This window comes from Eilatimonas milleporae, assembly GCF_003688555.1.
GTDB classification, from domain to species: Bacteria; Pseudomonadota; Alphaproteobacteria; order Sphingomonadales; family Kordiimonadaceae; genus Eilatimonas; species Eilatimonas milleporae.
This window is the reverse complement of record NZ_REFR01000011.1, coordinates 576899-602388: the sequence shown is the minus strand read 5'-3', so window position 1 is coordinate 602388 and position 25490 is coordinate 576899. Positions and strand designations below refer to the sequence as shown.

16 protein-coding genes are annotated in these 25490 nt (G+C 61.6%); 3 read left to right on the top strand and 13 right to left on the bottom strand.

All coding sequences use genetic code 11. The features are described from left to right. Positions 1–370 precede the first annotated feature (370 nt). The 7 genes from BXY39_RS10755 to BXY39_RS10725 form a co-directional block, all read right to left on the bottom strand. Positions 371–3961, bottom strand: a complete 3591-nt coding sequence (locus tag BXY39_RS10755) for a DEAD/DEAH box helicase (protein ID WP_121938828.1) — start codon at positions 3959–3961, stop codon at positions 371–373. Between the two features lies 1 nt (position 3962). Further along, a complete protein-coding gene (locus BXY39_RS10750; RefSeq protein ID WP_121938827.1) occupies positions 3963–5369 on the bottom strand; it encodes an EH signature domain-containing protein in 1407 nt (468 codons plus the stop codon). Beyond that, positions 5366–6175, bottom strand: a complete 810-nt coding sequence (locus BXY39_RS10745) for an OmpA/MotB family protein (protein ID WP_121938826.1) — start codon at positions 6173–6175, stop codon at positions 5366–5368. Before BXY39_RS10745 ends, BXY39_RS10750 begins: the two co-directional genes overlap by 4 nt. Further along, entirely contained in the window at positions 6172–8283 is a 2112-nt protein-coding gene (zorA, locus tag BXY39_RS10740) for an anti-phage ZorAB system protein ZorA (RefSeq protein WP_121938825.1), read from the bottom strand. Before zorA ends, BXY39_RS10745 begins: the two co-directional genes overlap by 4 nt. A gap of 254 nt (positions 8284–8537) precedes the next feature. Then, positions 8538–9107: an SgcJ/EcaC family oxidoreductase gene (locus BXY39_RS10735; protein WP_211332200.1), complete on the bottom strand. Its 570-nt coding sequence runs from the start codon at positions 9105–9107 to the stop codon at positions 8538–8540. 44 nt (positions 9108–9151) lie between these two features. Continuing rightward, positions 9152–10042, bottom strand: coding sequence for an NmrA/HSCARG family protein (locus BXY39_RS19490; protein WP_121938823.1), 891 nt, complete (start codon positions 10040–10042; stop codon positions 9152–9154). 101 nt (positions 10043–10143) lie between these two features. Next, the gene (locus BXY39_RS10725) at positions 10144–11001 is read right to left on the bottom strand and encodes a LysR family transcriptional regulator (protein ID WP_211332199.1); all 858 of its coding nucleotides are present in this window, start codon (positions 10999–11001) and stop codon (positions 10144–10146) included. An 84-nt stretch (positions 11002–11085) separates the two neighbouring features. On the opposite strand from BXY39_RS10725, the gene BXY39_RS10720 reads away from it, so the two are divergent. Together BXY39_RS10720 and BXY39_RS10715 are read left to right on the top strand one after the other, a co-directional pair. After that, the gene (locus BXY39_RS10720) at positions 11086–12546 is read left to right on the top strand and encodes an MATE family efflux transporter (RefSeq protein WP_121938821.1); all 1461 of its coding nucleotides are present in this window, start codon (positions 11086–11088) and stop codon (positions 12544–12546) included. 417 nt (positions 12547–12963) lie between these two features. Further along, positions 12964–14178, top strand: coding sequence for a serine hydrolase domain-containing protein (locus BXY39_RS10715; RefSeq protein ID WP_170163767.1), 1215 nt, complete (start codon positions 12964–12966; stop codon positions 14176–14178). Positions 14179–14219: 41 nt separating this feature from the next. Here BXY39_RS10715 and BXY39_RS10710 read toward each other — a convergent pair whose 3' ends face one another. Continuing rightward, positions 14220–14765, bottom strand: a complete 546-nt coding sequence (locus BXY39_RS10710; protein WP_170163766.1) for an Lrp/AsnC family transcriptional regulator — start codon at positions 14763–14765, stop codon at positions 14220–14222. A gap of 156 nt (positions 14766–14921) precedes the next feature. Between BXY39_RS10710 and BXY39_RS10705 the strand changes: the two genes are divergently transcribed. Further along, a complete protein-coding gene (locus BXY39_RS10705; RefSeq protein ID WP_121938818.1) occupies positions 14922–16502 on the top strand; it encodes a serine hydrolase domain-containing protein in 1581 nt (526 codons plus the stop codon). 133 nt (positions 16503–16635) lie between these two features. On the opposite strand, the gene BXY39_RS10700 is transcribed toward BXY39_RS10705, so the two are convergent. The 5 genes from BXY39_RS10700 to BXY39_RS10680 all read right to left on the bottom strand — a co-directional run bounded on the left by BXY39_RS10700 (position 16636) and on the right by BXY39_RS10680 (position 25186). Further along, positions 16636–17031 (bottom strand): DUF779 domain-containing protein, encoded by a 396-nt coding sequence (locus BXY39_RS10700; protein ID WP_121938817.1) that lies wholly within the window; start codon positions 17029–17031, stop codon positions 16636–16638. Between the two features lie 257 nt (positions 17032–17288). Then, positions 17289–18317 (bottom strand): alcohol dehydrogenase AdhP, encoded by a 1029-nt coding sequence (gene adhP / locus BXY39_RS10695; RefSeq protein ID WP_121938816.1) that lies wholly within the window; start codon positions 18315–18317, stop codon positions 17289–17291. Positions 18318–18414: 97 nt separating this feature from the next. Further along, positions 18415–19953 (bottom strand): aldehyde dehydrogenase, encoded by a 1539-nt coding sequence (gene adh, locus BXY39_RS10690; protein WP_211332198.1) that lies wholly within the window; start codon positions 19951–19953, stop codon positions 18415–18417. Positions 19954–20235: 282 nt separating this feature from the next. Continuing rightward, positions 20236–21216 (bottom strand): GAF domain-containing protein, encoded by a 981-nt coding sequence (locus tag BXY39_RS10685; RefSeq protein WP_121938815.1) that lies wholly within the window; start codon positions 21214–21216, stop codon positions 20236–20238. Positions 21217–21835: 619 nt separating this feature from the next. Then, complete coding sequence (locus BXY39_RS10680) at positions 21836–25186, bottom strand: hypothetical protein (protein ID WP_170163765.1); 3351 nt, start codon at positions 25184–25186, stop codon at positions 21836–21838. Between the last annotated feature and the right edge of the window lie 304 nt (positions 25187–25490).

Sequence of the window (25490 nt, the reverse complement as noted above, 5' to 3'; positions counted from 1 at the left end):
GGAACAGCCCGGAGCACAAAAACCGGGGACAGTATCCTGTTTTTCAGAAATATATTTTCTCCGGCAACTCCATGAAAAATATGGGATAATTCTCAATATCAGCGCGTCAAAAAACCATATACTGTCCCTGATTAAAGTAGGACTGGTCTTCTGTCCTACACACCTTGTCGCTGCTGGTATGGCGCGGGTAAGGCGGAGTGATCAGCCCCCTACAACACAATTCCCGAGGAAATAAGACTTTCGCTACTGCACGGGAGAATGATCAGAGCCACCTTAGCAGAATAGTTTGATCCAATATTATCAAAAGTAAAAATCACGAATTCTAATTTCGTATACCATCCTTATTTATAAAAATATATTATATTTATTGTTATATATTTGCCATTTCAGAAATTGTAATCTGACATTTAAATCTTTCTGCAAGAAGCCGATCAACCCCTCCTGATAATGAATACTGTATTGACCTCTTTTCTTTTTCAGAAAATTTTAATGTCAAATACCTATCATGAAAATCTTTTTTATATGTTGGTCTTCTTTTATATATAAAAATCTCTGCTTGACACCCGAGATCGATCGTTTGTTTTTTTAGAGCATTTTTTGTGTAATTAATTACAGACTGCGGTGTTTTTTTATTATCTAATTTATTATCATTAAATTGTATCAATATATTTTCGATTCCATTACAGCGCCTCATTAACTCAACAAAAAATTTAATAGTATAATCTATATTTCTATCCCTACTTAGGCAATAAGGGTCTTCCAGATAAGCATGCTGGACACGCCATCCGTTCAGACGGTCGAACATCCAGCCGAAATCCGGCTTTGTCCCTTCCGTAAAGGTTTTTTGACCAAGAACACCGTCTGCACCATGTGTTGACGGTGAAAAGGGTGTAGAAACGGGCGGGATTGGTGTTTCTGAAGCTGCGGCAGAATTCTGCTTTTGCCGAGGACCGGATTTTGCGGAAACGTCTTGATCATAGATCTGCGGGACGTCTGTTTCGTCGATCGTGGTGATATCTTCAAAAAGGGTCCTGGCATCCTGCTGCCGTCGTTCGGGCGGTATAAGCATCGCATTGGAAAGTATGCGTTTGCGTGTCAACAGGGCGTCCAGCTTTATATCAAAGCTACTCGGAGCGATGTCTGGCAGTGGGTGTACGGCAAGTGGATAGTAGACATGGACCGGTTTGGTTTGCCCGATCCTGTAAACACGGTCCGTGCTCTGATCTTCAATGGCCGGGTTCCACCAGCGCGACAGGTGGATAACATGGTTCGCAGCGGTCAATGTCAGCCCCACCCCCCCCGCTTTTGGTGACAGAATCAACACGGCGAAACCTGATGCCTGCTGCTGAAACTGATCAACAATCTCCTGCCGTTTTGGACCTTTGATGTCACCATGAATTCGCGGCGGTAGCGCCTCAAATCCATAACGGTCACGTATGAGCCGCGCCAGAATGGGCTGCATCTCGCGGCTTTCAAGAAAAATCAGTACCTTTTCACCGGCAGCGCGAATGGTGTCGAGTATGTCGAGGGTTTTGGAGAAGCGGGCACTCTCGGCGGCATAGGCGGAAAGATCATCACCGGCCTCCAGCGGAGACCTCGGATGCAGAGAGGCCATGCGGAGATCGTGTAGAATACTCAGCATACCATCACCGGGAGAAAGGCTGTTTTTCAGAGCCCTTGCGCGCCTAAGAATCGACATGTAACGGGCCCCTTGACCAAGGGGCATTGGCACACGCTGGCGGTGTTCTATTTTCTCCGGCAGCCCATCGAGTTCGTCACACTTCAACCGCCGCAACGCAGGCGGCACCATGCCGGTATCAGCCCGAAACAACTTGGCATGTAATGCCTTGAGCTTCTGTTCATCTTCTACAGGATAGTCTTTTGCAAATGACTTGCTGGCACCGAGCAACCCAGGCCAGAGTACATCCATAATCGACCACAAGTCCTGCAAATGATTTTCAATGGGCGTACCTGTCATACCGATCTTGAAGTCGGCATGGAGACTACGCGCGGCGCGGGTGACTTGGCTCTTGGGATTTTTCAGTTTTTGGACTTCATCGAAAACAATGGCCGCAAAGCGGGTGCGCGCGAAGCTGAAGTGATAGTCACGCATGGTTTCATAAGTCGTGAGCAGTACACAATGCCGTGCCCATTCATCAGCATTAAGCTGGTCTTCCCCGGTCGCAATATCGCTGCCCCTACCGACATGACGCCTCAGGGCCTGTAGCCCCTGTCCATAAGCGGTAACAATATCGCCGAACTGTCCCGGCAGGAAATGCCGTTCCATTTCCTGTTGCCAGTTTCGCAGTAACCCGGTGGGCGCCACAATCAGCACAGGTCGTTCAAAACTTGGCGCCCCCCGAAGACAGGCTATGAATGCCAGTGCCTGCAGGGTTTTGCCCAACCCCATATCGTCAGCCAGCAGAACGCCCGGCACCCCTAAATGCTTGTTGGCGACCAACCATTGGAGACCATCGAGCTGATGCCGTTTCAGCTTCGATCGCAGTCCGGCGATCGGCTTGATGCTGTCACGATCCGGCAAGGATTTCTGCCGATTGAAAAGGGGCGCATAAGCAACATCTTCGAGATTTTCGCGAACTGTCAGAAACAGTTTATCCGCCAGGTGGGCGGGCGGTGTACGCGCTGCTTCCGATGACGAATTCTGTTCAGCCGGCTGCACCGCCGCTACCGCTTCATTTAACGCAGCCAGCTTCTCAAGCTCGTCAATGGCTTGCTCGGTTACTGGCAGGGGCGTACCACCGACCTCGATCGTTTCCAGGCCGTCCCTTTTTGCTGACTGCAGCTTTTTGAGAGCGTCTGCGGCTTCCTCCGGGGTCAACTGCAGCCTTTTATCGCCAATCTGAACCCCAAACGCTTCAGGAATCCACGAATTCGGCTCCGTCTTGATCCAGGCCATGACCGGCTGGCACCAGATATCCACGCCCGTTACCCGATCAGAAAACTGCTCGGTCTCGATAAATAGGGACTCAACAACCGCCTCTGCACCTTCGGGCAACCTCTCGCGCAAAAACTGCCTGGGTTTACTGAGAAAGCGCCGCTTGATCTCCCGGCTTTCCTCCAGCGTTTGGTGAACGATGTCGAGAACGGGCCGAAGAGCCTTGTCGATTATCACAAAGGATCCATCCTGTAACGGATAGGCGGATCGCGCCGCCGATGTGGCCATAAAACGCTCTTCAAAAATGTCGGATAAAACCGGTGTGAGTAAGGCATCTTCACCCTCATGGATCGGGATGCCCTCAGCCTGGGCATCCTGTATTTCACGTCCGAACAGCACGGGCGCGAAATACAGGTCATCACGATGAACCCCCACACGCAGGGAAAAGGCGGCAGCATGATAAACGCAAACATCAGACAGATATCCATCGGTGGCTATATTGGCGCGGATATCAGCAGGCAACGCATTCTGAAGCTGAGCGTAAAGACGGTACCGCTCATCCCTGTCTTTGACGGGGTCGGCCAAGGTTTCAGCCGCGCTTATCAGACCAAACAGGTCCGCTGGCAGCCGGCCGGCCCCTTGCCCTGTACGTATAATGGCGCCCTGCCGTATGGCACGCACACTACCCCGTCCACTGCCGATCCAGGCATGGTCGATGTGAAAGTGTATATCCGGCAGAGAACCGACTGTCTTCAATTGCAGACCAAGCGGGGTCGACGGGGGCAATGTGAGGATACGCGCCGTTTGTTCATCAAGGGCCGCCACCGCAAAAGGGGCAAGACATATTTCACATCGATTTTCACTCAGGGTTGCCAGAAGGCGGCCATCCGGCCCCTCGGTTTCGTCGTCAAGCCAGACCGACAGGGTTTCAATGGCCGCTCTCTGCGGAACGGTCGCGGGTTTTCGCCAATCTGAAAAGGGGACCGTACGCAGTCGGACAATACCGGATCTGGCTGTTATCCGGACCGTATCCTCCAGCAGAGCGTGGCTGATCTTCAGTGCCATATTATTTGTACTGACCCAATGTATACTCAATTTGGGTAAGTCTGATTCCGGTTTCTTCCCGGATCAGATTGGCTGCCCATTGCTGCCATCTATAGCGATCAGCACCCTGATGCGGTTTCTGCCATTGTGCCTGGCGCAGCAAACTTGCTTGGTATTCGGGTTTATATAATTCCGGTGCGGCCTGATCGGACTTACGCCAGACACGCAGGGATCCATTGTGGCTCCATTCAGCGACGACCAAACTGCCAAAGTCCATCAGCAGTACGGACTGGCGCCTGTCTTGCGGCTGGCTGCGCGGATGAAACCGGGCGTGATTTTTAAAGCTTTTATCATTGGTTTCCGTGAAGGATTTGTGTGCTCTGCTCACCCCGTCCCTACCGAAAACCACCCAGGCTCCAGATATGTATCCTTTCCGCAGATACGCGGTCCAGAAGACCCGTCTATATTGCCACATATGCTCTTGTGCATCCTGGTCGACAATGTCCAGAAACTGATCTACCGACGCTTCTGTCAACCATCGCTGAACAGTGTTTATGATTACAGGATCAATGAAGTGCCAGGCGCCCCGGGCTGACCTGAAACGTGGATCGCCCCAGGCCTTCAAGACAAAATCCAGAAGTTTTCGCTTGATGGATGGATCCGCTGGCACATCGGTATACGGAGCAAACAAAGCCCCCGCCAAAGCAGGCCTTTGTCTTGGAAAAGCCTCTTGGCCATCCACCCAAGCCCAGTTCAATAAGCGATCAAGCGCCAATTCAGCACGCCCGCCGGTGATGGAAATGTCCCGACAGTAGCTTTCGAATACAGCGCCGGTAAAAGGCGATGACTGGAAAACACTGTTCAACCCCAATTCGCGGAGTCTGTCCTGCGGGGATATATGAGATTCTCTCAGCATCCGCGCGGCCCGCTCCGGTCCGTCCTGCGCAAAAAACCTTGAATCAAACAACGGGTCCAGACCATGGGGTCGGTATCGTTCCGGAATATCCGCCAAGGCAGACCGAAGGCTCTGAATTGCAGGGCTACGGTGACTGAAATTCTGCAAATATGTCGATACCATCGCTCGTACGATAGAGGCTGATAAAAGGACGCGAGCCCTTTCGATCAGGTCGTCTGTCAATCCGGAGATCTCGGCGGGGTTTGGCGTACCGTTAAAGAGAGCACTAAAGGCGTTACGAATATCTGGCCGAGACAGAACAGAAAAACCTTTGTCCGTTTTGAAGGCAGCAATGAGCCGTGTTGCCCTGGCCTCCAGGTCTTCCGGCTGTGGCGTGCCGCCTTCCGCGATCACTGTACCCAAATCCGCAACAGCGTCTTTGACCGCACAGGTCTGCAGATCAAACCGGGATAAAGCAGCACCAACAGTCTTCAGGCGATCAATGACTACATTTAGACCATTTGGAGGCATCATGGATACAGAGCCTCCCGCAATTTTTGCGCTGGTTCACGTACTACCAAATCGATATTCCGCTTGCGCTCGCGCAAGGGTGAGCCCATCACGAAACGAAAGTCGATCCGTCGGTTCTGTGTTTTTTGTGCCTCGCTAAACTCATCGCATCTTGGGTCCCGTGCTCCGAAATCCTGTGCTGGCCGGCGGTCGGCAAAGCCAACAATGCCAAGGGTTTTTTGACCGCCTTTCTCAGGCGGGCGCGAGCGCACCTCTCCAAGGGATGGTTGGTGCAAGGATAAAAAATCAAACACCGCAGTGGCGCGCAAGGATGACAAAGACCAGTTTCTTTGAGGCAAACCCTCACAATCCGTGTGACCTTCTATGAAGATGGATTCGATCCAAACATTGTAAGGATTATCAAAGTCTTCGCATGTTTGTCGATCAAACCCTTTCACATAGCCAAAACAGGGTACAAAATCGGCAAAAACCGATGCAATCGTCACCAATCCCGGCTCGAACTGCGGTTTGATCCGGTGATCGTTTGTATCAAAACGCAGTTGGCCTTCCGGCAAACGGACGACACTGCCGTCTTCACTTATAAAAACCGTGACACCCCGCTCCTGCAGGCGTTCCTGTATGATGGTCAGCAATTGGCTGCGCGCATCGTTTTCCGCATCGGCGCTGCCGATGACGGCAACAGCCTGCAGAGCGTAATACATAAGCAAAATGATGAAAATCAACAAAAGGCCGACCATCATATCCGTCATTGAGATGAAGTCGGATTCATCCTCGGCGTGTTCATCGAAGTGGGAAGTTGTCCGTCTCATGCGTTGACGGCCTCTGATCTGTTTTGTTTGAGGTCACTGGTCAGGTCTTCAAGCTGTTCTGCAAGGTTGGATAATGGCCCTAGTGCCCCGCTCAGGTCTCTCACACCAGTGGCAAGCCCCTGGTCTATTTCTCCAACGAAGCGTTGCATACGCTCTGCGCTGGACTGGTAGGCCGCAGCCAAGTCCTCCAATACTTTGCCCAGGCTTTCGTCAACCTCACCGAAACGCTTTGCATAGTCTTCCCAAGCTTCGGTCGAGGCTTCTTGCGTTTCGGCCATCGCTTCCGCGAGTGCCCGGCCTTGTTCCATTGCCTTTTCAACTGTTGACGAAAAATCAGCAAGACCGAGCCTCACCTGGCTTACAACGCCTTGCAAAGCATCGATCACGCTGGACAATGGGTCGACCGCCGCACGAATACTGTCGGCCACGCCAGTCAATGATGTGACGGATTGCTGGCTTTTCTGGCTGATCTGATCCAGAGAGTCATTGAAACCGCTGACCGATGATACGGACTGGGCGACAGAATGATTAAGAGCGGTAATTTGCTCGACAGTATCGCCGAGCGTATCGCGCCAGGCCCCCCCTGCGGTTTTCAGCGTTTGTGCCATATCCTCGCCTATACTCTGCGCAACCATTCTGGTCTCATCTGTTGCCATTTTCATAGCATCGCGCATAGCGCTGGCTGCGTCATCGGACACCGTGGCCGATAGCTTTTCCATGGTCTGGGCAGCATTGGTCAATGCTTGCGAACTTCGCGAAGAGGACGCTTCCATTTGGGCAATGGCGCCAGCTGTCGAAGTGGACAAAGCGTTGGCAGCCGTATCCAAATGTTCCTGAACCGAAGAACCGGCACCGTCCAGTCGCTTGGCAATACCGGCAAAACGCTCATCCATCTCAGCTGCGACGCCATCAAGCCTTTCGGCCGCCTTGGCCATTTGTTCCGCTGCCCTGTTCCCCCCTTCCTGAAGTTTCCCTGAAAGCCCGGCGAGCTCCTGGCTCAGGGTATTCAGCGTAGCGCCAAGCTTGTTGATCTCTCCACCGGCCATTGTGTCGATCGCGTCGCCCATACCTTCTTGCAACGCTTTCAACTGCCGGTCATTAGCCGTATCCAGTGATGCCTTGATTGCCCCTAGCTCAGTAGCCATGGGCTGTACGGCACGCTCAAAACGTTCACCCACAGCGACAGCCAGATCAGTGTTGAATTTCTTTAATTGCGTTGATTGCTCCTGCAATTCACTCAACTGATCTACAAGGAGCTTTTGATCCGGTGCATAGACAACGCCTTCCTCAAGACGCGATGCCAAACGTGTCAAGCCGCGATTGAGCAGCCAGCCATAAGAACTTGCAGCAATACGCAGCAGTATTGACCCCAAAAGACCACCGATGGATGTATAAAACTTTGATGCGGCACCGGTCAGAACGCCCTGCAATTCGTTTTGCATCGCCAGACCACCGCCCATCGCATCGGCGTCATGAAGCGAGGACCCGGCGAGACGCATGCATATGCCCGACACAGCGTCACCCTCTGCTGCCGACAAACTGCAACTGGCTGCCGTCAAGACGGCAACAATACCAATGAATGTAAAAAGGAGCCCGATACTGACAAATAAGCCGCCCAGAGATTTAACAAGGCTGGGCGGCTTGATGATCCCAAGGAAAAACTCCTGCGGGCGCACAGTGTTCTGTATCGGGGTATTTTTTTCATCAACAAAGGTTTCCTTGAATTCCGACCATGCCAGTTGAAGTCGTCTTTCGGGCTCCCGTAGCACCACATGAAAAAACCTGTTTTGAGTAGTACCCGACAAAGCGGGATCGATATCCGTTATATAGTTTTCAGCAAAACTCTGGCGGCGACCTTCAAATGTTTCATTATGCATGAACAAACGATCAAGGGTTTTTGTCCTGGTATTGATGACAAACCAAGCAGGTATAACCGACCTAATCAATTCAATGATTGCCAATATGAAAGCAGCGATAATAAGTGTGAAGGCGACTCCTGACGCGAAGTGTTCATTTCTTACGAATTGAATGAAAAGGACTTCAAGAGCACCTTCCAGCATTAACCCTAAGCCTTCGAGCATTACCCCCAAGATTGCCATATCATCCATGCTCCACCCACAACCCCCAGATTCAACATTTGCTGAATATAGGCCGAAGATATTTTCGCTACTTAGTTGCGTTGCTCGGTCATGCTACATAAACAATCCCGTATGTCTAAAGGAAATATCAGTCAGGAAAGATCTCAGCACTGAAGGTATTGGCGGGGCATGCTTCCAACTCTAAGAAGCACGGAATTTGAAAATACCCTTACATAGGGACGTAGGTTGGAACAAAAAGCGCCCATCCGTTCTCGCCCATTCCGTCATGGGCGGTAGCGGACCGGCGCGAGCCCTGCGCCGGTCCGGATATATGTGTCGGCGCCTTCCACCCGGTCGGTGACGTGGCAGCTGACGATTTCAAAGCCCGCGGCGCGGCGGCGTATCAACATGGACATCACCGCCACCCGCCGCGCCGCCGGTTCGCCGTCCGGGCCGGTCTGGTCAATCTGATTGGTCGGGACGGCCTGGGCGATCTGGCCGTCCAGGGTCGAGACGGTGTGGACCATATACACCCCGGGGCCGAGGCTGCGGACACTCAATTCGGTGATCTCGATCCGCGAGGCATGGAAAATATGGCGAAAGCCATAGGCATGCGCCCGGCGGATGGCGGCGCGGCCGCGCCACCACAGGCCGACGACATTGACGAAATCGGCGTCTTTGGCGAACAGGACGGCCAGTCCGTCCGCGTCGCCGTCATTCCAGCGCGCGAAAAAGGCACGGGCGACGGCCTCCGCGCTCTCAAACACGGCCGGCCGGCCTGCCTGTGTGCCGGCCAGTCTGTCGGCCGGCCCGCCTGTCGCTCGGTCTGTCGGTCTGTCCACCGGTCTGCTCACCAGTCTGTCCGGCAATCGGGGCGGCCAGGCCGCGCTAGGCCGCGCTAGGCCGCGCTCTGGCGCGCATCGCCCCACCCGGCGGCACGCAGATAGGCCTCGAACGTCATCGCGCCGGGGTGAAAGCGGCGCATATAGTCCGGCACCCCGTCCATGCCGAAAGTGTCGAAATATTTGTACATCAGCATCAGTTCCTCGCCCTGTTCGGCGACGCATTCGTCCCAGGTCATCCGCACGAAGCTGAGCGGACGGCCAATGACACGGGCCAGGGTAGTTGTGATCTCCGTCATGGTCGCGGCATCGCCGGTCAGCGGCATGATCTGACCCGCCCAGGTTTCGGGATGTTCCAGGGCCGTCACCGCCATGACGGCGATATCGCTGACGGCAACCTGCCGGTACAGCGTGTCGGGCCGGATGGGGTAGCGCACGATCCCGCTTTCCAGAATGGCGGCGCGGTCCCATTCCCAGTTGTCCATGAAGGCCGCCGGGCGGAACACCGTCCACGGCGTGTCGGCGGCGCGCAGGCGGGTCTCAACCCGCCATTTGCTGTCCAGGTGCGGCACCCCGGTGTTGCGGTCCATGGTCGAGGCACCGCTGTAGACGATGTGGCCGATGTCAGCGGCGGCGGCAGCGGCGTCCGTCAGGGCAAGGCCCTGGCGTTCCTCCGCCGCGACGCCGGCTTCCAGAAAATCCTGCACGGAAAAAAGCGCGGCCGCCCCGGCCAGTGCCGGTTTCAGCGATGCGGGGTTTTCCAGATCGGCCTCGGCGATCTCGGCGCCCCGGTCCGCCAGGGCTTGTGCCGCGGGGCTGTCGGGACGGCGTGTCAGGGCGCGGACCCGGTGGCCACGGGCCAGAAGGCGGCGGGCGACGGCGCCGCCCTGTTTGCCAGTGGCGCCGGTGACGGCGACGGGACGGTCGTAAATTTTCGGTTCGGACATGATCGTATCTCCTGCTTGGGTGACAGGCAGAAAATAGACGTCTCAAATTCGCAAAGAAGGCCGCGTTTCGCGCACTGTATGCGCATTTTTGCAGCATCTTGTCAGACAGGATGGTCCTTCACCGCCCGGATGAACGCCTGCACCCGGGCCGACCGGTGCAGGTCCACATGGGTCACCGCCCAGACCGGCTCATCCCAGTCGTCGCGGGGCGGCGCAAGTTCGACAAGGCCGGTGCCGGCGGCCATGGCGGCGGGCATGAACCCCGCCACCGTGCCGGACCGCACCGCCTGCCACAGCGCCGCGATGCTGTCGCTGGTCAGACACACCCGGTCCGCCGGGATGTTTTCAGCCGCCCAGGCGAAATAGGGCGTGGGCGGGGTGTGGGCGCCGGGCCCGGCAAAGCGGTCCGCATCCGGCCCCGGCCCGTACAGCCCCACCGGAATACGCCCCGCCGGCAGAACCACATTGTCGGGATGCCGGGGTTTCGGCCCGATGCGGAAGGCCACGTCGGCCTCGCCATATTCCAGTTTCAGCACCCGGTCGCTGCTGACCAGATGGACTTTGACGCGCGGATGACGCGCCTGAAACGCCGCCACCACCGGCAGGATCAGCGGCACCAGCACATCGACAGACGTCACCGTCAGCACCCCGGTCATATCCGCCATGCCGCCGCGCGCCAGACGCACCAGTTCGCCGAACTGCGCGTCGGTCGCATCCGCGATGCGCAGAAGCGCGCCGCCCAGCTCGGTCGGGGAAAAGCCGCGGGCGTGTCGCTGGAACAGCTTGGCGCCCAGCGCCCCTTCCAGCGCGTCGATATGACGGGTCACCGTCGCCCGGTGCACGCCCAGGGCGTCTGCCGCCGCGCTGATGGTGCCCAGTCGGGCGACAAAAGCGGCGGTTCTGATCTCATCCCAATTCTGCATGTCGCAATAATGCGCACAAACTGCGCGTTTCCTCATCTGGAAAGCAATTTCACAACAATAGATAACCGGTCACGGGATTTCAAACCGCAAACGGTACCACCCCCGATCCGGAGAGCCGCCATGCCCGCCACACATCAAAGCCGCGCCGTCAGTCCAGACCACACGCCCCATCGAAACCATACAGGAGGGCAAAACCATACAGGAGGGCAACACCGGACAGGGCGCCAAAACCGGACAGGATTCCGCCGCGACCTTCTCGCCGAGGTGCCGGCCATTTTGCGGCTGGCCGTGCCGGTCATTGTCGGCCTGGTGTCGGGCACGCTGATGGGGGTGGTCGATACGCTGATGATCGCGCCTCTCGGCACCGATGCACTGGCCGCCGCCGGACTGGCCACCAGTGCGCTGATCCTTGTTCATTCCGGGCTGTTCGGGCTGCTGTCCGTGACCATGGTCGCCGTGGCACAGGCCCACGGCGCCGGCGACCTGACCCGGCTGGCGGGCGCGGTGGGCACGGGCCTGCGTCTGGCGGCCGCCGCGTCCCTGGGCGTGGCGGCACTGATGCTGCTGGCCTTTCCGGCCTTTTCGCTGTTGAGCGGGGATGCCGCCGTGCGCGACCTGCTGCTGCCCTACTGGGCGGCCATGGCGGCGATGACCGTGCCCTATGCGCTGTTCGGGGTTTTGCGCGGGCTGTACAACGCCGTCGGCCGCCCCTGGGCCGGGGTCTGGGCGGCGCTGGCGGGCGTGGCCCTCAACATTCCGCTGAACGGCCTGTTGATCCACGGTGCCGGGCTGGGCCTGGCGGGTGCGGGGCTCGCCAGCCTGATCGCCAAGACGCTGGCCTTGACGCTGCTGGTGCGGCACTGGCGGCGCGCGCCGATGATGGCGCGCTACCGCCGCGCTGACACAGGGGCCGCCGGACTTTTCGCGGTCGCGGGCTCATGGCGCGGTGCCGCCCACCATGTGCGCCAGGGCTGGGCCGTCGCGCTCGGCAGTCTCGGCGAGGGCGGGGCCTATGCCGTGACGGGCCTGATGATGGCGGGCTTCGGCACGGCGGCGCTGGCGGCCCATCAGGCGGTGCATGCCATCGGCGCCGTTCTCTATATGGTGCCCATGGGCATGACGGCGGCGGTGGCCGTGCGCATGGGCCAGGCGGTCGGCGCCGGCGACAGCCACCGCTACCGCCCGATCTGGGCGGCGGCCAACGGGGTGATGCTGGCCTGGGCGGCGCTGGTGTTCGCGCCGCTTCTGATGCTGCGGGGCCCGCTTGCCGGCGCGCTCAGCACCGAGCCGGCGGTCGCGGCGCTGGCGGCGACCCTGTTCGTCACCATGGCTTGCGTCCAGTTCGCCGACGGCCTTCAGTCCATCGCCCTCGGCGCGCTGCGCGGGCGAACCGACAACCGCACCCCCAATCTGATCTCGCTCGGCGTTTACTGGCTGTTCGCCCTGCCGCTGGCGGCGCTCGCCGGGTTTGCCCTCAACCTCGGACCCGGTGGTGTGCTGGCGGGCTATGCCCTCGGCGTGCTGACGGCGGCCCTGATCCTGCAACATCGCTTCTGGTCCGGGACACGGGCCATACCCTGATGCGACTGGCCCCATGCGTTTGCCTGAGGATGTTGGCCAGAGGATGTCAGCCGGAGGATGTTGCTCAGGCATCGCCGGCCCGGCAATGCTGAATGACCTGCCCGGTAAAAATCGGGGACAGTATATGGTTTTTCCATCTCTCATACTTTTAAAATATCTTATATATTTCAGTATGTTGAATGAAATTTTCCGCGCAGAAAAAACTATATACTGTCCCTGATTTAATTCGGGCCGGCTGTTGCCGTATACGGTGCCCAGCGGGGGGTGGCGGCGACACTGTGTGCGGCGCGTGTCCGGTCCGCCCGTGTCGGCAGCGGCATCACGGGCGCGGCATGCGTGTCCCGGATAGGAGAATCCGGGCGGATGTGGGATACTGTCGGCGGCCATACAGCCCTCTCAACACAGATGCGACATCCGATGCGGTATTTTGGACATCCCTGTCTGTCGATCTGTCCGCCGGCCCTTGTTGCCCTTGCGCTCGCGGCCTGCGACCCGGCACCCGCGCCACCGCCGGACCCACGCCACGCGGCCCTGGACCGGGCGGTCGGCGCCCTTGTGGCCGAGCATGGCATCATGACCGCCGGCGTCGGCCTGATCGAGGACGGCGCGCTGGTCTGGGCCGGCTATTACGGCCTTCAGGCGCCGGACGTGGCGGCGTCGCGCACGACCCAGTTCGATATCGGCTCGATCACCAAGGTGGTCGCGGCGGAAACCGTCCTGCGGCTGGCGGACAGGGGCGCCCTGTCGCTGGACGAACCCATGGGCGCCCACTGGGTCGACCCGGACCTGCGCGGCAACCCGCGCGTCATGGCGCTGACGCCGCGCATGGCGCTGACCCACACCACCGGCTTTCCCAACTGGCGCAACCAGACCGCCGACGGGCGCCTGCGCTTCCTGAACGATCCGGGGACAGCGTACGGCTATTCCGGCGAGGGGTTCGACTATCTGGCGCGGTTCGTCGCGGCAAAGCTGGACCGCCCCTTTCCCGATCTGGTGCGGGCGGAGGTTTTCGCCCCCTTGGGCCTTGAAAACGACGCCTTCGCCTTCCGCGCCGACAATCTGGACACTGTGGCACGCAGCGTCGACGAGACCACCGGCGCCTTCGACACGCGCTGGCGCTATCACTGCCTGATCGCTTTCAACATGTGCCCGGAGGACGGCGCCTACAGCGCCGCGCGCGACATGGCGATAACGGTGGAGGGACTGGCCGCCATCCTGATCTCGGTCATGAACGGGGACGGCTACGGCGCCGCCCTCGCGGCGGACCGGAACCGGGTCCAGTCGGTGAAGGACCGCGCCCTCGTCGCCTGCGATCCGCCGGGCGCGGACGGCTGCCCCACCGCGCAGGGCTACGGCCTCGGCTGGGAGGTCCTGGACTACGGCGATGCCGCGCTGCTCAGCCACGGCGGGTCCGATGTCTCGTCCCTGAGCCAGGCGGCGTTTCACACCGGCACGCGCGACGGGCTGATCGTGCTGCTCAACGCGGCGAAACTGCCGGCGCTGCGCGCCATGCCCGATATTCTGGAAGCCCTGGCCCCCGGCACGCCGCTGGCCGGGCAGTATCGCGGCTGGCTGCGCTATGAGGAAGCGCTGCTGCGGTCCCGGCAGCAGGCGGGGGGCGGCCCCGGCTGAGCGGCGCGCGCGCCCGCGCACCGCCCACATATGAACCCCGCTCAGACCGACACGGCGGTCTCATACTTCACCCGGGAATAGACGATGTTGGTCTCCGAGCGCTGGACGGCGTCGTCGGTCAGGATGTAGCGGTCGATCCACTCCTCATAGCGTTTCAGGTCGTCAAAATGGGCGATGACGATGAAATCGGCCTCGCCCGAGACGGTGTAGCACTGGGCGACCGCATTGGAATCCCGCATCCGGCGCTTGAACGCCTCATAAACGGCGTGGGTTTCCCGCAACAGACGGATGGAGGTGATGACCGTCACCATCCGCCGGCCCGGCTCGACAATCGACACATCGCCGACGATCACCCCTTCGTCGCGCAGGCGTTTCAACCGGCGCCGCACCGCGCTGGCCGACAGGTTCAGCTCCGCCGCCAGGGCGTCATGGCTGCGGCGATTGTTCCGCTGCACCAGCGCCAGAAGGCGGCGGTCATGAGGGTCGAGCCCCCGGTTATCGCGGTCACTGTTGTCGGGGGCACGGTTATCGAGGTCACGGTTATCGGCGGCACGGGGATCACGTCCCGGATGGTCACGCTCAGACATGTTTGGCATATTCCGTCATAAAAGCATTTATTATGACGGAATCCGTCGCAAATACGAGCGACTTCAGCGCCATCGGTCGAAAAACGCGGCTATTCTTACAACCGCCGGCCCCATCGGCCGGGCCGTCGCCATGATCGGATTTATGAGGAGTTGCGTATGCCGTCACGTCACCTTGCCGCCACCGTCCTGTGGACCCTGTGCCTGACCGGCGGCGCACCCGACGCCCCGCGCGGTGCCCAAGCCGCCGACATGCCGTTCCGCATCGCCGAGGACCGGGTGCGCGACCGGATCGACCGCATCGTCATCGATGAGGGCGTGCCGTCGATCTCGGTGGCGGCGGTAAAGGGGGACGCCCCCATATGGGTGCACGCCACCGGCCTCGCCGACAAGGAAACCGGCCGCGCGGCGACACCGGCCACGCCCTACCGGCTGGCGTCGGTGTCGAAACCGATCACCGCCGTCGCCGCCATGCTGCTGGCCGACCGCGGCGTCATCGATATCGACGCGCCCGCCAACGCGTATCTGGGCGCGCGGAAAATCGTCGCCCATGCCGGCAGGGCCGACGATGTGACGGTGCGCCGGCTGATGTCCCATCGCGGCGGCCTGCCCCTGCATTACAATCTGATCCACGCGGGCGAGGCCCATACCCGCCGCAGCCTGGATGAGACCATCGCCCGCTACGGCAAGGCGATGCTGCCGCCCGGTGCGACCCACCGCTATTCCAATGTCGGCTACGCCGTACTGGAACGGATCATCGAAATCCAGTCGGGACAGTCCTACGACGCCTTTCTCCGCACGGCGTTTTTCACCCCCCTCGGCATGACGAGCGCCGGCGTCGTCACCGCGCCGGTGCATCCCAAAGGGGCGGCGATCCCCTATACCCGCGCCGGCGAGCGCTACCCGGCCTATGACATGGACACGCGCGGCGCCGGCGGGGTGTTCATGACGGCGCGCGATCTGGTCGCCTTCGGGCGGTTTTTCAACGATGCCCTCGACGGGAAATCGGACCTGCTGTCGCAATCGGCCGCCCGGACCATGATGGAGATGCAGTCCCCCACGGAGCCGGACGATCTGGAATGGTACACCCTCGGCTGGGTCCATGAACTGCGCGGGGAAAACCGCGAGCACGACACCATTTACCATCTCGGCTCCACCCCCGGCGTGCGGGCGGAACTGTGGCTGTATCCCGACGCGGACCTGGTCGTGGCGACCCTGGTCAACGAGATGTCCTGGCGGCCGCTGAAACGGGCGCGCGAAGCGGTGGTGGCCGCCATTCTGCCGGAGATCGCCTTCATCCCCTATCCCGGCATCCATATCGCCGGGGATATGCGGGCCCGCTGGACGGGCACGGCCGACCTGGGCGAGGACGGCCGGCTGCCCGTGACCGTGGAGTTTCAAAACCCGGCGCGGCCCCGTGTCACCGTCGGCGGCACAGCGGCGGCGGTGACGGCGGTGCGCACCATCGCGGACGGCTTCATCAGCATCACCGCCACGGGCGTGCCCCTGCCGGTCGCCGACGTCAAACGTCAGAATTATGAACTGGGCTTTATCGTCCGCCCGGACGGGGACAGCCTGACGGGCTATGTCGCCGCCAACCGGATCGCCGCGCGCCTGCGCGACAGCGGCAATTTCTCATTCCCCGTCCGGCTTGAAAGGGCTGTGGAGCAAGAAAAGGCACAGAGACAGGAAAGGACCCTGGGACACGCGGGGGCGCCGGGCGGCCGGACGGCCCCATAAGGCCGGGACGGAAACCGGAACACCGGCGGCACCAAGGCGCGAACCGTCCCAACGTACAACCGACCGGCCCGCCCTGCCGGCCCGCGCAATCCGCCATGGCCCGCCGTGTGCGGGCCGCGCCCGGCCACGGGGCCTAGGTCTCGGGCCGGGGCGGCGGCTCCGCGGCGTCGAGGGTAGCGCGCTCGGCCTCGGTGAAGACGCGGGCACGGGCAAGGAAACGCCGCTCCCGCCCGTTGTCGAGGGAAAACATCCCCCCGCGCCCCGGTATGGCGTCAATGATCAGCTGGGTATGGCGCCACGCCTCGAACTGCGGCGCCGAGATATAGACCGGCACGCCGGCGACGGCACCCAGATGCACGTCATGGGCGCCGACGCGGAAATCCGCCACCGGATAGCACATGGGCGCCGAGCCGTCGCAGCAGCCGCCCGACTGGTGAAACAGAATGTCCGGATGATCCCGCCGGATTTCATCGAGCAGCGCCCGCGCCGCGTCGGTCGCCGTCACCCTGGGTGGGGGCTGATCGGTCATCACTGTCCTCCCTCGTCCGTCAGTCTGCCATGCGCGCGCAACCGCCGGCCTCACGGGTATCGCCCCATCACGGCCCTGCGCCCCCGGTGATACCCGCCTCTGCCCCGAACAACCGAAACCGCAAGGGTAAAGTGAGGCAGAGGCGGGATGTGGGGGCGTGGTGCCCGCACCGCACCCGCGTCCGTCCCCGCGCGGGCATTGTTTTCAGGACACCCGGTTCAGGATGTCCATTCAGCGTGCCAAGTCAGCATGCCCAGTCAGGACGCCATGTCGAGGACGATGCGGCCCTCGATATCGCCCTTGTGCATGCGGGCGAAGATATCGTTGATATCGTCCAGTTTCGCCGTCGCGGTGGTGGCATGGACCATCCCCTCGCCGGCGAAGGCAAGCGCCTCGGCCAGGTCGAGCCGGGTGCCGACGATGGACCCGCGCACGGTGATCCCTTTCAGCACCATCTCGAAGATCGGCAGGGGAAAGTCGCCCGGCGGCAGGCCGTTCAGGGCAATCGTGCCGCCCCGGCGCACCGTGCCCAGCGCCTGCTCGAACGCCTTGGGCGAAACCGCCGTGACCAGCGCCCCGTGGGCGCCGCCGATTTCCTGTTGCAGATAGGCGGCCGGGTCCGTGCTTCTGGCATTGACGGTAACCGTGGCGCCCAGCCGTTCGGCCAGCGCCAGCTTGTCGTCGTCAATATCGACCGCCGCCACATGCAGCCCCATGGCCTTGGCATATTGCACCGCCATATGGCCGAGCCCGCCGATGCCCGAAATGACGACCCAGTCGCCCGGCTTGGTGTCGGTGGTCTTCAACCCCTTGTACACGGTCACGCCCGCGCACAGCACCGGCGCAATCTCGACAAAGCCGACATTGTCGGGCAGATGGCCGACATAATCGGGATCGGCCAGGGCGTATTCGGCGAAACCGCCATTGACGGAATAGCCGGCATTCTGCTGGCTTTCACACAGGGTTTCCCAGCCGCCCATGCAGTGGTCGCAGTGCCCGCAGGCGGAATAGAGCCACGGGATGCCGACCCGGTCGCCTTCTTTCACATGGGTGACGCCCTTGCCGACACCCGAGACGAAACCGACACCCTCATGCCCCGGAATAAAGGGGGGCTCGGGCTTGACCGGCCAGTCGCCTTCGGCCGCGTGCAGGTCGGTGTGGCAGACGCCGCAGGCCTCGATCTTGACCTGGATCTGCCCTTCGCCCGGTTCGGGGATGGGGGCGTCCTCGACGCGCAGCGGGTCGCCGAAGGCACGCACGACGGCGGCTTTCATCATCTTGGTCATGTCATTTCCCTCCTGAAAAGATTGGTGTGGTGGTGCGTATGAACGGTCGGGCCGGGGGGCGGGCGCTGTCACACAGGGCCCGCCCCCGGATGCCGGATCAGAAAAAGCCGAGCCGTTGCGGGCTGTAGCTGACCAGCATGTTCTTGGTCTGCTGATAATGGGACAGCATCATCTTGTGGTTTTCGCGGCCGATGCCCGACTGTTTGTAGCCGCCGAAGGCCGCGTGCGCGGGATAGGCGTGATAGCAGTTGGTCCACACCCGCCCGGCCTTGATCGCCCGGCCGAAACGGTAACAGGTGTTGGCGTCGCGGCTCCACACCCCGGCGCCGAGACCGTACAGCGTGTCATTGGCGATCGACAGCGCCTCGTCATCGTCGCGGAAGGTGGTGACGGACACGACGGGGCCGAAAATCTCCTCCTGGAACACCCGCATTTTGTTGTGGCCCTTCAGCACCGTCGGCTGAACGTAATAGCCCGTCGACAGCTCGCCGCCCGGATCGGCCGCCGCGCCGCCGGCGAGGATTTCGGCGCCTTCCTGACGGCCGATATCGATGTAGGAAAGGATTTTTTCCTTCTGTTCGGCCGACGACTGGGCGCCCAGCATGGTGGTCGGCGACAGCGGATGCCCCTGTTTGATCGCCGCGACGCGCTCAAGCGCCCGTTCCATGAAACGGTCATACAGGCGTTCATGGATCAGGGCGCGGGACGGACAGGTGCAGACCTCCCCCTGGTTGAGGGCGAACATGACAAAGCCCTCGATCGCCTTGTCGAGGAAATCGTCATCCTCGCGGGCCACATCCTCGAAAAAGATGTTCGGCGATTTGCCGCCCAGTTCCAGCGTCACCGGGATCAGGTTTTCGGACGCATACTGCATGATCAGGCGGCCCGTCGTCGTCTCGCCGGTGAAGGCGATCTTGGCGATGCGCGGGCTCGAGGCCAGGGGCTTGCCCGCCTCGATGCCGAAACCGTTGACGATGTTCAGAACCCCCGGCGGCAGCAGGTCGCCGACCAGTTCGGCGAACAGCAGGACGGAGGCCGGCGTCTGTTCCGCCGGCTTCAGCACCACGCAATTGCCGGCGGCCAGCGCCGGGGCCAGTTTCCACACCGCCATCAGCAACGGGAAATTCCACGGGATGATCTGCCCGACAACGCCGAGCGGTTCGTGGAAATGATAGGCCACGGTGTCGTGGTCGATTTCGCTGACGCCGCCTTCCTGGGCGCGGATACAGCCGGCGAAATAGCGGAAATGGTCGACGGCCAGCGGCAGGTCCGCCGCCATGGTCTCGCGGATCGGCTTGCCGTTGTCCCAGCTTTCCGCCACGGCCAGACGCTCCAGATTTTCCTCCATCCGGTCGGCGATGCGCCCCAGAATGGTCGCGCGCTCGGCGGCGGTCGTCCGGCCCCAGGCATCCTTGGCGGCGTGCGCGGCGTCCAGCGCGGCCTCGATATCGTCGGCGTCGGAGCGCGCGACCTCGCACACCGGCTTGCCGATCACCGGCGATATGTTGTCGAAATAGCGGCCGGCCTTCGGCGGTGTCCACCGGCCGTTGATGAAATTGTCATAGCGGGCCTTGAAAGGCGCGCGGTGCATGGGCTTTTCCAGCGTCTCGACATTCATGGCGGTTGTCTCCTGCATTTTGGGGTGCGTCCTCGCGGCTTTCCACCGCAAGACGGCAACAGACCTTCTTTGTGAAAACACACGCCCGCCGCGTCAACGCCGTGGCGGGCGGTCGTTCCGGCGGGTGTCTCAGTTCTGAGACAGGCGGTGCGGGGATTCGTGCCGGACGCTGTCGCCGGGGGAACAAAGGGCTGGCGCAAAGCTGTTGAGGCGCCGCCCAAAACGATCACGGGCGGCACCGGCCGCCCGGTCCTTGCCGGAATTTCACAGGGCCTGACAGGGTTGGAGGATGTCGTGGCTTTAACGGCTGACGCCGAGGCGCGCCATGTGGCGGTACAGGGTCGCGCGGCTGACGCCCAGGTCGCGGGCGGCCGCGCTGGCATTGCCGCCGGCCCGCGCCAGCGCCCGGCGGATTTCCCCCCGTTCGGCATCGCCCAGATCGCTTTTGCGCCCCGCCCCGTCCATCACATCGCCGAGCGGCGACGGCGTGCGGAAACTGTCATCGTCCAAACCCAGTGTTTTGCGCGCCTTGCGCGTGGCGCCGACCAGCAGGTCGTCACGGTCGACCGCCAGCAGCATGGCCCCGCCGGGACCGTGGCCTTCGGCGACGACGATGCGGCATCCGGGAAAGGCGGCCTGGAAATTGTCGGATTCGATGCGCCGCGCGGCGTCGGCCACCGCGTGCGCCGTCAGCCGGGCGACGCCCTTGGTCAGATCGTCGCGGCACGAGGATATGTCCAGCACCGCCGCCAGACGCCCCAGATGGTCGAAAACCGGCGCGCCCATGCAGCTCATGGCCGTGTTGCGGCTGTGAAAGTGATCGTCGCGGTAAACGATGACGGGGCGTTCCTCGATCAGGCAGGTGCCGATGCCGTTGGTGCCCTCAGTGCGTTCGCTCCAGGTCGTACCGGTCCACAGGCCGCATTCGGCAAAGGTATCGTCATCGCCGGGCGCACCGCGCCGGTCGAGAATGACGCCGTCGGCATCGCTGAAGACAACGCTGCACCCGGTGTCCCCCACCGCCGCGAACAACCGGTCCATGACACCGGCGGCAATCGGCAACAGGCGGTCCATACGCTCGCACGCCTCGCGGAAGCGGGCCGCGTCCATCCGCTCCTGCCGCAGGGGGTCGTCCGGGGCCAGGCCGTGAAAATTCAGCGACCGGCTCCAGGATGCGGCGACGGACGATGTGGCGGCGGCGGATGCGGACCGGGCCGCATGCAGAACGCGCTCGGCGTGCACCGCGCCGGCGGCACGGTCGACCGGATGCCTTGACTTCATTGATAATCCCTCCGAAGGGCACTCTAGCACAGCCGGGGCGTGCACGCCAAACACAACCAATGGCTTTGGGAAAGGACCGGGGGCACAGCCCCGGCGGATCATACGCCGCATGGCCGGCGGCCACAGTCATCGCCCACAGGCATCGCCCACGAGAAAAACCGGGGACAGTATCCTGTTTTCTTTTTTTCGTATTTTCTCTCCAACCAATTATTTTCATTGACTTTATTTCACCAAAAATCGAAAGAAAAAACCATATACTGTCCCTGAATTTTCCGGTGGCGCGACATATCCCCAGTGCGCGGACAGTCGATCCGGGGCGGTGGATACGCTGGCGTATGCTGGACAGGTTGACGGACCGGCGGCGCCGGCCTGTGCATCGGCGGCAGTGCCCTGCGTGAGACAGCATCCATCCCCTCAGTGACCAGGTAAGGCCGGCCCTGAAGGCCCTCCGCAAGGGGAGAGGCGTTGCGGCGCACCAATGTTGCAACAGGCGCACTGCCCTCAATCGGGTCATGGGGCGGACTGCCACATACGATGGCGCGCCCGCCCGCGAATGCGGATACGGGAGGGGCAGCGGCACCCGCTGTGCGCTGCCCCATGGTCTTTGAGTCGGTCTGTATCAGATCAGGATGGTCATATCCTGTAGATCGGCGAGGGTCAGGCCGCTCAGGCTGACGGACTGGGGAGTGCCGTCCTCGCCCGGCCCCAGATCGATGACCAGGCTGGGGTTGCCGTTGCCGTCCACGCTGAGGCGCGCGGCCGCTTCCACATCGTCCAGACTTTCAAAGTCCCGCACCGCATGGCGCAGATGGAGCGCATCGTCGCCGATGTCAAAATCGGCCACCCGGTCATTGCCCGCCAAACGCCCGAAGGTGAAGGTGTCGCTGCCGGCGCCGCCGATCAGCAGGTCATCGCCGTCGCTGCCCCAGATCGTGTCGTTGCCGAAGCCGCCATTGACCGTATCGTCACCGTCACCGGTGAAGATGATGTCGTTGCCGTCGCCGCCCAACAGCGTGTCGCGCCCCTCGCGGCCGAACAGGATGTCATCGTCATCGCCGCCGTCGATACTGTCGTCACCGACACCGCCGCCCAGCGTATCGTTGCCGGTGCCGCCCGACAGGGTGTCGTTGCCGTCGTCGCGTTCCCCGGCGAGGATTTCGTCATCACCGCCGGCACCGCGAATGTTGTCGTCGCCTTCCTGACCGCGCACGACGTCATCCGCGTCACCGCCGATCAGGGTGTCGGCAGCCGGCGTGCCTTCCAGATCGTCGCCGGGCTCACCGCCGCCATTGCCCGGATCGCCGGGATCGCCAGGGTCATCCGGCTCGGGATCCGCGACCAGCAGGTCGAAGCGGGCGGCGCCGGACGTGTCCTCGCCGTCGCTGACCCGGAAGGTGAAGCGGGCATCGGCCCCGCGCCCGTCCGAGGTATAGACCAGCCGCCCGGCGGAAATCTCCGACGCCCGGATCGACTGGCCGACGCTGACGGCGACGCCGTTCAGGGTGAGCGTGCCGATTTCCGGCAGGCTGTCGATGAGGACGGATACAAAGGCATCGCCGTCGGCGTCACTGAAGCCGAAATCGCCGATCCGCAGGGTATAGGCCGCGCCCGCGTCCAGGCCGGCCGACCCGCCGCCCGTCGTCGGCGGCGTGTTCGGCGGCGGCGGTGGTGGCGGAGCGGCGCTGCCCACCGTGACGGTGACCGCGCCGGTGGCCTCACCGGCACCGCCCGTCCCTTGCGCATCGCCCGAATTGCCGTCGTTGAAGGTCCAGTCCAGCCGCACGCTGGCCGGCGGGTTGGTGCCGGCATTGGCGTAGCGGATCGCCTGCATCACCTCATTCACCAGGTCGGTGGTGGTCGGGTTGGTGCCGTTGGCATCGGTAAAGGTGATGCGGAGCTGCCCGTTGCCGGTGTCGGCAATGGTGGCAATCACATTGCCGGCAACCGCGATGGTGCCGCCGCCCGCCGGGCCGCCGGTCACATCCAGATCGCCGCCGGACACCACCGACAGCCGGTCGCCCGCATCCGCGCCGCCGGTGCGGGCGATGGTCAGGCTGGCACCGGCATAATTGCCGTTGCCCCTGTTGGCCGCGTCAAGCTCCGCGTCGGAAATGGTGACATCGGCGTCCAGCTGCACCGCCGTCTGCCCTTGAGTAAAGCCGGGGGCGCCGTCCAGGCCGGTGAACACCGGTGCGTCATTCTCGGCGGTAAAGGAAATCGTCCGCGTGTCGCTGCTGCTGCCGTTGTTTGCGTCCGTGGCGGTGATCCTGACGGTGCGGTTAAAGGTACCGGGGGCGTCGGAGGCATTGTCATAGCGCACCGATTGCAGCACCTCCTGCACAATGTCGTTGGTGGCGTCCGCGTCAAAGGTCACTCTCAATATCGCGCCCTCCATGACCGCGCCGTCGATGACCGTGCCGCCGGACGCCGACAGATCCCCCACATCGGTGCCGTTGGCCAGAATGTCGGTGCCTGAAATGGTGATGACCGTGCCGTCGCCGTCCGTGTCATCGATGCTGATCCGGTCGTTGCTTTGCGGGTTGCCGCTGATCTGAATGGCCAGCGTGCCGCCGTCCCAGTCCGCATCGCCGTTATCGTCGGACACCGTGGCGCTGCCATCGATCTGTGTCGCACCGTCCCCTTCGGTATAGGCCAGGGTCCCGTCCGCGATGACCAGGCGCGGCGCGGCGTTCAGCACGGTCTGTAGTTCGACAGCACCCGCGTCCACGGGCCCGCCATTGTCCACCAGCGTCTGGTCGACACCGCGGGCATTGCCGACAGCGTCGGTGGTCACATCGACCGGCCCGGCCCCGAAATCCACGCTCAGCGGCCCGGTGCCCACATCCAGCGCCGGGTTGGACGGGCCGGCGCTCAGCGCGATGGTCTGCACCGGTCCGCCATTGTCGGCCAGCACCCCGGCGGTCGCCGTACCGTTGGCCACCGTGTTCGCGAACACGGCTGTCGGGTCGGCATTGATGACGGCGGCATCGACACTGGCATCGAACGCGCTGGCATCGGCGCCGATAAGATTGGTACCCGTGAATGTCGTGTTTCCGAGGTTATCGTCCCTGAATTCATCACCGCCGGTGGTGGACGCATTGCCGAGCACGATGGAGTTCTGAATGGATAAGGCGCCCGTGCTGAGGTGACTGATACCGCCGCCGCCATTTTCGGCGGCATTGCCGCTGATGGTCACATTATACAGCGAGGCCGCGCTGTCATCGGTCAGGATAAGACCGCCGCCCACATTGGCCGAGGTGTTGCCGCTGATGGTCACATTGGCCAGGGTGGCGGACCCGGACAGCGTAATACCAGCGCCGCCGAACTGTGGTACAACATCGCTGGAGGCGGTGTTTCCAGTGAAGCTGCTGTCGGTAATGATCACTGTTGCGTCATTGTCCACCTCCAGCCCGCCGCCGGAGAATCTACCCTCGTTGTTGCTGACGGTGGTACCATCAATCGTCAAGATTGTGCTATTGCCGTTGATGCTAATGCCACCGCCATTTTGGCCCGAGTTACCGGTGATCGTACTGTTGGATATGGTGATATTTGCCCCATTGCCGCCGTACACGCCACCACCGTCCGTGGTTGTCTCGTTATTACTGATGATGGAGTCCGTAATCGTGACGGTCGCTTGCGTGATGAGCAGGCCACCGCCGGGCCCGACATCGTAGGCTCCGTCGGTGATCACCAAACCGTCAAGCGTGACATCAACATTGCTGTCCAGGATGGCGAAGACACGGTTTGCATTGCCACCGCTGATGGTGATGTCCGGCGTATTGTCGTCATCCAGATCGCCATCGATGATCAAGTCCTTGTTAATGATAAGGACATTACCCCCCAGGGTGATGGTTTCGCCATCAAGGCTGCCGTCAAAGGTGATCGTATCGCCGGCCGAGGCATCTTCAATGACCTGTCTGAGCGATCCGGCCCCGCCATCATTGGTGTTCATCACAGTCCGTGTCGTCATGATACGCGCTCCCGTTGGCCCTGGAGGTGGGTCGGTTCAAGGTCAGTCCTGCGCCGGCCCTGCCTGCCGTGTGATCGTGTTCGCCGCGCTGCCTTGTCAGCGCGCGCGGCATGGGGTTTGGGGCATGGGGTGTGGTCATCATCATTGCCCCTGTCGGTTCGAGCCTTTGGCCGGGATGGCTGAACGCAACCGGAGGGTGAGCTTTTTCACCCAAACTTTCCCTTTTTTGCCAATGACTTACAGAGACATTGTCTTTAATGTAATAGTTGAGGGCGCGTGTGATGTGGGGTCTCAAACATGTGAT

Coding starts and splice junctions, on each gene's coding strand:
- BXY39_RS10755 (WP_121938828.1), bottom strand. CDS start 3,961: ATGGCACTGAAGATCAGCCACGCTCTGCTGGAGGATACGGTCCGGATA.
- BXY39_RS10750 (WP_121938827.1), bottom strand. CDS start 5,369: ATGATGCCTCCAAATGGTCTAAATGTAGTCATTGATCGCCTGAAGACT.
- BXY39_RS10745 (WP_121938826.1), bottom strand. CDS start 6,175: ATGAGACGGACAACTTCCCACTTCGATGAACACGCCGAGGATGAATCC.
- zorA (WP_121938825.1), bottom strand. CDS start 8,283: ATGGATGATATGGCAATCTTGGGGGTAATGCTCGAAGGCTTAGGGTTA.
- BXY39_RS19490 (WP_121938823.1), bottom strand. CDS start 10,042: ATGTCCGAACCGAAAATTTACGACCGTCCCGTCGCCGTCACCGGCGCC.
- BXY39_RS10725 (WP_211332199.1), bottom strand. CDS start 11,001: ATGAGGAAACGCGCAGTTTGTGCGCATTATTGCGACATGCAGAATTGG.
- BXY39_RS10720 (WP_121938821.1), top strand. CDS start 11,086: ATGCCCGCCACACATCAAAGCCGCGCCGTCAGTCCAGACCACACGCCC.
- BXY39_RS10715 (WP_170163767.1), top strand. CDS start 12,964: ATGCGGTATTTTGGACATCCCTGTCTGTCGATCTGTCCGCCGGCCCTT.
- BXY39_RS10710 (WP_170163766.1), bottom strand. CDS start 14,765: ATGTCTGAGCGTGACCATCCGGGACGTGATCCCCGTGCCGCCGATAAC.
- BXY39_RS10705 (WP_121938818.1), top strand. CDS start 14,922: ATGCCGTCACGTCACCTTGCCGCCACCGTCCTGTGGACCCTGTGCCTG.
- BXY39_RS10700 (WP_121938817.1), bottom strand. CDS start 17,031: ATGACCGATCAGCCCCCACCCAGGGTGACGGCGACCGACGCGGCGCGG.
- adhP (WP_121938816.1), bottom strand. CDS start 18,317: ATGACCAAGATGATGAAAGCCGCCGTCGTGCGTGCCTTCGGCGACCCG.
- adh (WP_211332198.1), bottom strand. CDS start 19,953: ATGCAGGAGACAACCGCCATGAATGTCGAGACGCTGGAAAAGCCCATG.
- BXY39_RS10685 (WP_121938815.1), bottom strand. CDS start 21,216: ATGAAGTCAAGGCATCCGGTCGACCGTGCCGCCGGCGCGGTGCACGCC.
- BXY39_RS10680 (WP_170163765.1), bottom strand. CDS start 25,186: ATGACGACACGGACTGTGATGAACACCAATGATGGCGGGGCCGGATCG.